Consider the following 8,704-nt stretch of genomic DNA (forward strand, 5'->3'; position numbering starts at 1 on the left):
ATATAAATAGACCCTGAAACAAGTTCAGGGTGACAACCTTTTATTCAATATTCCCGTCACCCCATAAACGGCGCAGAAATCTCCGGCCGCACGCGTGCCAGCCTACCCGTCGCCTTATCAATCATCGCCCAGGTCGTATTCGCGCGGACAATAACCTTGCCATGGCCATCGACGAAATCCACGCGCCGGTCAAATTGTGCGCCCTTGGGCGCGCGCTCAATCCAGGTCCGTCCTGTCACGCTTTCACCCGCAGCGATATTTCCGCGATAATCAATCTCGTGCCGCGTCACGACCCAGAAATAAGCAGCAATATGTTCAGGGTGGGCGACTGCCTGCCAATGCGACGTCGCCATATCCTGGATCCACCGCACCCACACCGCATTGTTGACATGCCCAAGCTCGTCAATGTCGCCGGGCACTGCGGTGAAGGTGATCTCAAATGGCGTCATTTGTTCGGCTTGGCCATCCCCATCTGCCACAGGATGAACGCAGCTTCTTCGGCATTTTCGCGCAAGCGCTCAAATCGCCCTGACTTGCCGCCATGCCCTGCACCCATATTGGTTTTGAGCAGCAGCACATTATCGTCGGTTTTCATGTCGCGTAATTTGGCGACCATTTTTGCTGGCTCCCAATATGTCACCCGCGGGTCGTTCAATCCCGCAGTCCACAGCATTGGCGGATAGGCTTTGGCCTCGACATTATCATACGGCGAATAGCTGCGAATATAATCGAACGCGGCCTTGTCGATAATCGGGTTGCCCCATTCAGGCCATTCGCCCGGCGTCAACGGCAGGTCCTTGTCGAGCATTGTGTTCAGCACATCGACGAACGCAACATGGCTGACCACAGCGCCAAACAGTTCGGGCGCCTGATTGACCACAGCGCCCATCAGTTCGCCGCCAGCGCTGCCACCGCTTGCGGTAACCTTGCCTTTGCTGGTGAAGCTCAGGTCAATCAATCCCGTCGCCGCGTCGACGAAATCGTTGAAGGTGTTGGTTCGCTTCGTCAGTTTTCCGTCGAGATACCATTGATAGCCCAAGTCATCGCCGCCACGAATATGCGCGATCGCATAGGCAAATCCACGATCGACCATCGACAGGCGGTTGGCACTAAAGCCCGGCGGCGTTGCATAGCCATAAGCGCCATAGGCATAGAGATGAAGCGGTTGGCTGCCGTCTTTTTTGAAGCCTTTTTTGGTCAGGATCGACACCGGCACCTTAGTACCATCGCGCGCCGTAATCATAACGCGCTCGGTCACATATTGGCGCGCATCATATCCACTTGGGATTTCCTGCACCTTCAGTGTTTCCAACCGGCCGTCCGCCAGATGATAGTCGAACACCGTGTCAGGTGTGACCATTGATTCATAGCCGAGCCGCAACTTTGTCACATCATATTCGGGATTGTCACCAAGCGCCGCATCATAGCTTGCTTCGGGAAACGCGATCGCGCGTACCTTTGCTGTGTCCGCATAATCGCGAATTTCAACCTGATCGAGCCCGTCGGTGCGGCCTTCAGTGACATAGAAATTCTTGAACAGCGACAGACCAGTCAAATAATGGCGGTCGGAACCCGCAATGAGTGTCTTCCAGTCGCCAGGTGCCTTCATGTTGGCCGTGGCCACGCGAAAGTTCACATGGTCATCATTGGTGAGCACATATAACGTCCCGTCGCGGACATCGACGCTGTATTGCCGTCCGGTTTTGCGCGGAGACACCATGATAGGCGTCGCGGTCGGATCGCTTGCCGGCACCAGCCGCACTTCGCTTGTCACATTATCGCCTGCGCCGATGACGATCCAGTCTTCCTGCGCGGTCAGACCAACACCGACGCCAAAGCCGATATCCTGTTCCTTATAGAGCAACTTCGCCTTCGTCAGTTCCTCACCCAGCCTGTGATACCAGGCATTGTCCGTACGCCAGTTTTCGTTGGCAAGGCCGTAAACCACGCCCTTGTTGTCTGAAGACCATACGATACCCGATAAGGTTCCGGGGATGACATCAGTCAACTTCTCGCCAGTTGCAAGATTGCGGAAATGCAGGTCAAACCGTTCCGAGCCATTGTCATCATAGGCATAAGCCAGTATTTTTCCATCCGGACTGATCTCGGCTGCGCCCAGGCGGAAATAGGCTTTGTCTTTCGCAAGTTCATTTTCGTCAAGAATGAGCTCATCCGAACCGCCAGCCACGGCCTTGCGGTAATGCTTGCGATATTGCGCGCCTTCTTCGAATTTCGACCAATAAATATAGTCGCTATCTTTTTGCGGAACGGTGCTGTCGTCCTCTTTGACTCGGCCCTTCATTTCCTGAAAAATCGTTTCGGTCAGCTGCGCCTGCGGGGCCATTTGTGCTTCGAAAAAGGCGTTTTCTGCATTCAGATGCGCCAATATCTCGGCATCATCAATCGTTGGATAGCTTTGATCCTTCAACCAGTGATAATCATCGGTCAAAGTTACACCATGATAGGTGGCCTGATGTGGGCGCTTGGCGGCAATGGGAGGCTTGATTTCGGCAGCGGCTTTTTCGGTCATGGGTTCTTTCTGGGCAATTGCGGGCGAAGATAATGCACTGGTTGCAAAAATGAGTGGGAGCAGTGCTTTCATGAAATGGCATCCTCGCTTATATGGTTCCTGTAACCATATGAACGGAAGTCCGACATGTCTACCTATGAAGCCCGTCTCGCTGCACTCCGCGCGCAACTCAGGAAAGAACAGCTCGACGGTTTCGTCGTGCCAATTTGCGATGAACATATGTCCGAATATGTCGGCGATTATGCGCAGCGGCTGGGTTGGCTGACGGGCTTTGGTGGCTCGGCCGGTTCCGCGGTTGTGCTCTCGGAGGAAGCCGCGATCTTCACAGATGGCCGCTATACGCTTCAGGTGCGCGAACAGGTCGATGGCAAGAATTGGCAATATGTCGGCGTGCCACAAACCAGCATATCCGACTGGCTGAAAGATCACGCCCCCAATGGCGCGCGTATCGGCTATGACGCATGGGTCCACACCAAAGGCTGGGTCGAAAGCGCGACCAAGGCATTGGCAGCGAAGGGCGCTGAACTGGTTGCGGTCAAAAGCAATCCAATCGACATGGTCTGGGCCGATCAGCCGCAGAAAAGCGACGCCAAGCTGATGGTACATGACAACCGTTATGCCGGACAAAGCAGCGCCGAAAAACGTGCCGCAGTTGCAGAATGGCTGACGGCAAATAACCTCGACAGCACAGTCATTTCGGCGCTGGATTCGGTGGCATGGCTGCTTAATGTGCGTGGGTCCGATGTATCGAACACGCCTGTTGCGCTGAGTTTTGTGCTTGCCCATGCCGATGGCACCGCTGACCTGTTTGTTGCGCCGGAAAAGGTCGATGACGCCGTCCGCGCGCATCTTGGCAATGCGGTTCGTTTGCGTAGTCCGTCCGATTTCGTTCCCGAACTTCGGTCAATGAGCGGCAAACGCGTGGGCGTTGACCCCGACCGAGCCGTCGCCGCCATTTTCGGCGCACTGCAAAGTGGTGGCGCGTTTATCGTAGAGGCGCGCGATCCCACAATTTTGCCTAAAGCCGTTAAAAACCCGATTGAACAATCCGGCCACCGCGCCGCGCAATCGCGCGATGGTGCTGCCTTAAGCCGCTTCCTCCATTGGATGAGCGAAACCGCATATCAGGGTGGACTGAACGAACTGTCGGCTGCTGCACGGCTCAAGGCTTTCCGTGAAGACACTGGTATGCTCAAGGACCTGTCCTTCGACACGATTTCCGCCACGGGTCCAAATGGCGCGCATTGCCATTATAAGGTCGATGAAACGACCAACCGCGCGATTGAACCCAACAGTGTCTACTTGGTCGACAGTGGTGGGCAATATCTCGACGGCACGACTGACGTTACCCGCACTATCTGGGTCGGTCCTGGCGAGCCGACGGCAGAAATGACAGATCGCTTCACGCGCGTGCTCAAGGGCCACATTGCCTTGGCTACCGCTATCTTCCCCGAAGGCACAAGGGGCGCACAACTCGACACGCTCGCGCGCGCGTCCTTGTGGCAGGCAGGCCTCGATTACGCCCACGGCACTGGCCACGGCGTCGGCAGTTTCCTTGCCGTCCATGAAGGTCCGCAACGAATTGCGAAATTTGCAGGCGGACAAGCGGGCAGCGACGAGCCACTGCAGGCTGGCATGATCCTGTCGAACGAGCCGGGATATTACAAGCAAGGCGAATATGGCATTCGCATCGAAAATCTCGTGCTCGTCGAGGAACGCGAAATCAACGGCGCAGAAGGCCGCTATTTCGGGTTCGAAACGCTTACCTTTGCGCCGATTGACAAGACTTTAATCGATACCAGCCTGCTCAACGCCGATGAACTGCGCTGGTGGAATGATTATCATGCGAAGGTACTGCAGATTGTCGGCCCCCAACTGGAAGGCGAGGCGCTGACATGGGTAACGCAAGCCTGCGCACCGTTGTAAGGGTCAAACCTTGTGATGCGCGCCTAGGCTCGCGCGAACGCGGTCGAGCGTCGGCTTGCGCATGGATTTCTTGTTCCAGGCATAAGCCGGGCCGGGCAATTGCGCGAGCTGACCCGCCACGGCCATGGCTTTGGCTTCAACCTCCCCGACTTCGGCGAGCATGTCGAGATAGCCTGCCTCCAATGCACTTTGCGGATTATAGATGAATCCCTGAATCATCGCGCGCGTGAGGTGCGACGGATTCAAGCGATCGCGCGCCAGCTCCATGGCGAAAATCGGTAGGTTCATGCCGGTGATGGCTTCGTTTGCGCCAATCTTGTAATCGCCCGCGGTCCCAATCCGCGTATCGCACGCGTGAAGGATAAACACGCCCATCGCGATTGCATGCCCAGTGCAGGCGGCAACCACGGGCAGCGGACCACCGTAAAGGCGCAGGAGCAACTCGGCGCCTGCATCAAGCAATTTATACACGCCATCGGCGCCAAGGCTTGCAAATGCATTCAGGTCAAAACCGCCCGAAAACCGTCCATCGCGCCCAGCCAGAACGATTGCTTTTGCACTTGTCTCGGCCGTGTCGAGCGCGATGTTCAACGCCGCAACCATTTCGAAGTTTATGGCGTTTGCCTTGCCATCGTCCATGCGGATCAACGCAATGTCGTTGATGATTTCGACAGTAGCGGACATATCGGCTCTCTCCCTAGTTTCAATCGGGGGACTAAAGCCATGCTTTACGTGCCCGTCAAACTGATTTTGGATCACTGGCTTTAACTGTCATCCCCGATCAAGTCGGGGATGACAGGGTGCGGAGGTATCGCCGAACTTGACGCATGGTCGCATCGACACCACACTAACAATAATCCCAATTATCCCAGGAAGAGATCCCTCGCATGACTCAGACTTTTTCCGACTATACCCCAGATAAGGTCTGGGAATGGAACACCGAAAATGGCGGCCAATTTGCCAACATCAATCGGCCTTTAGCCGGTGCTACGCATGACAAGCCCCGCCCCGTAGGTAAGCATCCGCTGCAGCTTTATTCGCTTGCCACGCCCAATGGCGTCAAGGTGACTGTGATGCTTGAGGAGTTGCTCGCCTTAGGCCATCAGGGCGCAGAATATGACGCTTGGCTCGTCAACATTCGCGATGGAAACCAGTTTTCCAGCGGCTTTGTCGAAGCGAATCCCAATTCCAAAATCCCCGCATTGTTCGACCATTCAACGCCAGAGCCGACGCGGGTGTTCGAATCTGGGTCAATCCTTATGTATTTGGCGGAGAAATTCGGTGCGTTTCTGCCGACCGAGCATCACGCCCGCACCGAAACGATCAACTGGCTAATGTGGCAAATGGGCAGCGCGCCATATTTAGGCGGCGGATTTGGTCATTTTTATGCCTATGCGCCGTTCAAATTCGAATATGCGATTGACCGCTTCGCCATGGAGGTAAAACGGCAGCTGGACGTACTCGACCGCAACCTTGCCGATCGCGCATATATGGCAGGAGACAGTTACACCATTGCCGACATGGCGATCTGGCCCTGGTATGGCGCGTTGGTGAAAGGACTCATCTACGATGCGGGGGAGTTTCTGTCGGTCCACGAATATAAGAATGTTATCCGCTGGACGGATTTGATTGCCGAACGTCCGGCAGTCAAGCGCGGCCGCATGGTCAACCGGGTGATGGGCGATCCTGCAAGCCAATTGCATGAACGCCATGATGCAAGCGATTTCGACACAAAGACGCAGGACAAGATAGCGCCCAAAACCGATTGACTTTTCCCAGATGTTCCTGTAATGTTCTCTTATCATTTGGAGGAGTGATTCGATGATTGGCTACGTTACTTTGGGGACCAACGACTTGCCGCGCGCTGCGGTTTTTTACGACGCGATTGGTGCGGAGTTGGATACGCCGCGTATGATGGAGTTTGATGGCTTTATCGCCTGGGGCAAACCCGGCGATGCGGCTGGCATTGGTCTTACCAAGCCGTTTGATGGCAAGCCGGCGAGCGTCGGTAACGGCGTAATGGTCGCGCTGGCCGCGAGGGACAAGGATCAGGTACAGCGGCTTTATGACATTGCGCTTGCCAATGGCGGGACCTGTGAAGGGCCTCCGGGCGCGCGCGGCGAAGGATTCTATGCAGGGTATTTCCGCGACCCCGACGGTAACAAGTTGAACGCCTTCGTCATGGGCCCGGATGCCGCCTGACCGCGTTTGGCCTGATACCTTTTAGCCTGATACTGCTTAGGGAGCCGCCTTCCTTAGATTTCCGGGAATTTTGCCATGCCTAGTCTGTTTGAAAATCCGCTGCATCTTGGCCTTGGCGCGACCGCTATTCCCCAACCGCCGTTTACCGGCATGGATTGGTATGAGGCTTACGGAGAGCGGAATGCAAGCGACGGAGCCGAGGGCGGCTGGTGACAATGCACCGCTTTTCGGAAAACTGGGACAGTTGGGAAATGCACCCTTTGGGCGATGAGGTAGTAGTTTGCCTGTCGGGGCAAATAACCCTGCATCAGCAGCATGCCGATGGATCGACAGCATCCGCCACCATCGGTGCAGGCGAATATGCCGTTAACCCACCTGGCTGCTGGCACACTGCCGATATTGTTGGCGAAGCGACGGCGTTATTCATCACGGCAGGCTTAGGCACCGAACACCGGTCGCGTTAGCGGCTGCTAAAGTGCGAAAATCGGGCCTTTCACCGAGTCATACATTCGTAACGAATTCTATCGTATACAGAAGATGCGACCCAAGGGCATCTGACTTTAGGAGGGCGCCCTCTCCTAAAGAGCTTGGCCGGAATCTCCGGCCAAGCTCGCTTTTCCTCATCGCGGCGTGATATTTATCGACCGCAAGGTAAACTCTGCGCCAAGCTGGTTGCTACCCCCCGCTGCCTGCAAAATGAGTATCTGGTTCCTGCAATCATTGCCGATAGAAAAATCCTGCATTTGGGCAAAATTACCTGCGCGGACTGGCGTCGTCACAAACCATTTTGCAACGTTACCCTCCGCGGTAATACATTGAAGATCCCAACGGATTTCCGCGTCCGAGACACCGTCCTGCGCCGAAAATTGTGCTTGAAAACGATAGCTTCCAGGATCGAGGAATAACAGCTTGCGCATCACCTCGCCGCGTTCGCCTGAGCCGGCAAAGGCCGATAGCGCTAAGCGCCCCTTACTATCTGGCTGTGAGAATGACCCGCCGATTCCAGGACTTTCCACTACCTGCCATCCAACCGCCGAATAACGCACGTTGACGGTATTTTTGGTGAGTGACGCAGACTGGAATGCGGCACGATTGCTGCCCTTCAGGCTTAGATAATATTGCCGGAAAGCGGGAAATTTGTTCTTTGACGCCAACTGAACGAGCAGGGCATTGGAAATGCCCCGATAGGTAACGTTATCGGGCAGACCACCTGCCTTCACCAGAACGTCCGCCAGATTGGCCGGGTTTTCAACAGTGTTGATCGCTTCGCTGAGATAGGCAGGCAACCACACCGGTGCCTGCCGAACAATGGGAGCAAGTGCTACGCGCACTTCGGGATCGCTAATTGCCCCGGTCAATGTCGGAAACAATATCGGAAAGCTGCTTGGCGTCGTCCGCAGCGCGATGTCATAATGGTAGAGCGCCTGTTTCTTGTCACCGCGCGCCACTGCATCTTCAATCAGCCACAGCTGGGTACCAAAGTCGCGACGCGAGACTTTTTGCGACAGGAGCATGAGTTCACGCGCTTTGTCGGTGTCACCCCGCACGTCGGCGACATAGCCCAAAAGCCTTATGGCAACGGGATTCAGCGCACCACCACGCAACGACTGCTTTGCCATCGCTTCCACTTTGGCAAGTGTCTCCGGATCTTGCTTTGCGGCAAATAATTCATCTGCCTTGCGCGACAAGGCCAATGGATGATCGGGCACATAAGAGAGCGCTACGTCGGAATTCTGGTCCCAAGTGATATTGGCAACAGCGTGGATAAACGAAAGCCACGCAAGATAGGCAGTGACGACCGAGATGACGGCAATTTTTACCCAGAACAACGGCGGCTTTGTGCGCAACGCCGCAAATCGCGAAGGGCCTATACGTTTTCTCGACATCGGTTTTGCGCGTTTCACCTTTGAGAAGGCCACAAATTGGCGGAGACGGAGGGATTCGAACCCTCGGTACCGGATTTACCAGTACGACGGTTTAGCAAACCGTTGGTTTCAGCCACTCACCCACGTCTCCTGTGCGCTTGGCATCGGCGGCCTATAGCGG

At 55.4% G+C, this 8,704-nt stretch carries 7 protein-coding genes, 1 tRNA gene and 1 pseudogene; 4 read left to right on the top strand and 5 right to left on the bottom strand.

The genetic code is table 11. The features are described 5' to 3' along the window. Positions 1-56: 56 nt before the first annotated feature. Both ACLL9E_RS10945 and ACLL9E_RS10950 read right to left on the bottom strand, forming a co-directional pair. Positions 57-449, bottom strand: a complete 393-nt coding sequence (locus tag ACLL9E_RS10945; protein ID WP_411291765.1) for an acyl-CoA thioesterase — start codon at positions 447-449, stop codon at positions 57-59. Next, positions 446-2,530, bottom strand: a complete 2,085-nt coding sequence (locus tag ACLL9E_RS10950) for a S9 family peptidase (RefSeq protein ID WP_411291775.1) — start codon at positions 2,528-2,530, stop codon at positions 446-448. The genes ACLL9E_RS10945 and ACLL9E_RS10950 overlap by 4 nt, the downstream gene beginning before the upstream one ends. A 126-nt stretch (positions 2,531-2,656) precedes the next feature. On the opposite strand from ACLL9E_RS10950, the gene ACLL9E_RS10955 reads away from it, so the two are divergent. Then, positions 2,657-4,456 carry an aminopeptidase P family protein gene (locus ACLL9E_RS10955; RefSeq protein ID WP_411291766.1) on the top strand — a complete coding sequence of 600 codons (1,800 nt, stop codon included), beginning with the start codon at positions 2,657-2,659 and terminating at the stop codon, positions 4,454-4,456. A 3-nt stretch (positions 4,457-4,459) separates the two neighbouring features. On the opposite strand, the gene ACLL9E_RS10960 is transcribed toward ACLL9E_RS10955, so the two are convergent. Next, complete coding sequence (locus tag ACLL9E_RS10960) at positions 4,460-5,140, bottom strand: crotonase/enoyl-CoA hydratase family protein (RefSeq protein ID WP_411291767.1); 681 nt, start codon at positions 5,138-5,140, stop codon at positions 4,460-4,462. Between the two features lie 203 nt (positions 5,141-5,343). On the opposite strand from ACLL9E_RS10960, the gene yghU reads away from it, so the two are divergent. The 3 genes and pseudogenes from yghU (at position 5,344) to ACLL9E_RS10975 (ending at position 7,122) form a co-directional block, all read left to right on the top strand. Then, entirely contained in the window at positions 5,344-6,225 is an 882-nt protein-coding gene (gene yghU, locus ACLL9E_RS10965) for a glutathione-dependent disulfide-bond oxidoreductase (protein ID WP_411291768.1), read from the top strand. 52 nt (positions 6,226-6,277) lie between these two features. Then, a complete protein-coding gene (locus ACLL9E_RS10970) occupies positions 6,278-6,658 on the top strand; it encodes a VOC family protein (RefSeq protein WP_411291769.1) in 381 nt (126 codons plus the stop codon). Between the two features lie 75 nt (positions 6,659-6,733). Next, a pseudogene (locus ACLL9E_RS10975) lies at positions 6,734-7,122 on the top strand (cupin domain-containing protein). A 156-nt stretch (positions 7,123-7,278) separates the two neighbouring features. Here ACLL9E_RS10975 and ACLL9E_RS10980 read toward each other — a convergent pair. Together ACLL9E_RS10980 and ACLL9E_RS10985 are read right to left on the bottom strand one after the other, a co-directional pair. Then, complete coding sequence (locus ACLL9E_RS10980) at positions 7,279-8,544, bottom strand: tetratricopeptide repeat protein (protein ID WP_411291770.1); 1,266 nt, start codon at positions 8,542-8,544, stop codon at positions 7,279-7,281. A 37-nt stretch (positions 8,545-8,581) separates the two neighbouring features. Then, a tRNA-Ser gene (locus tag ACLL9E_RS10985) sits at positions 8,582-8,674 on the bottom strand. Positions 8,675-8,704 lie beyond the last annotated feature (30 nt).

This window comes from Sphingorhabdus sp., from assembly GCF_046596595.1.
GTDB lineage: Bacteria > Pseudomonadota > Alphaproteobacteria > Sphingomonadales > Sphingomonadaceae > Sphingorhabdus_B.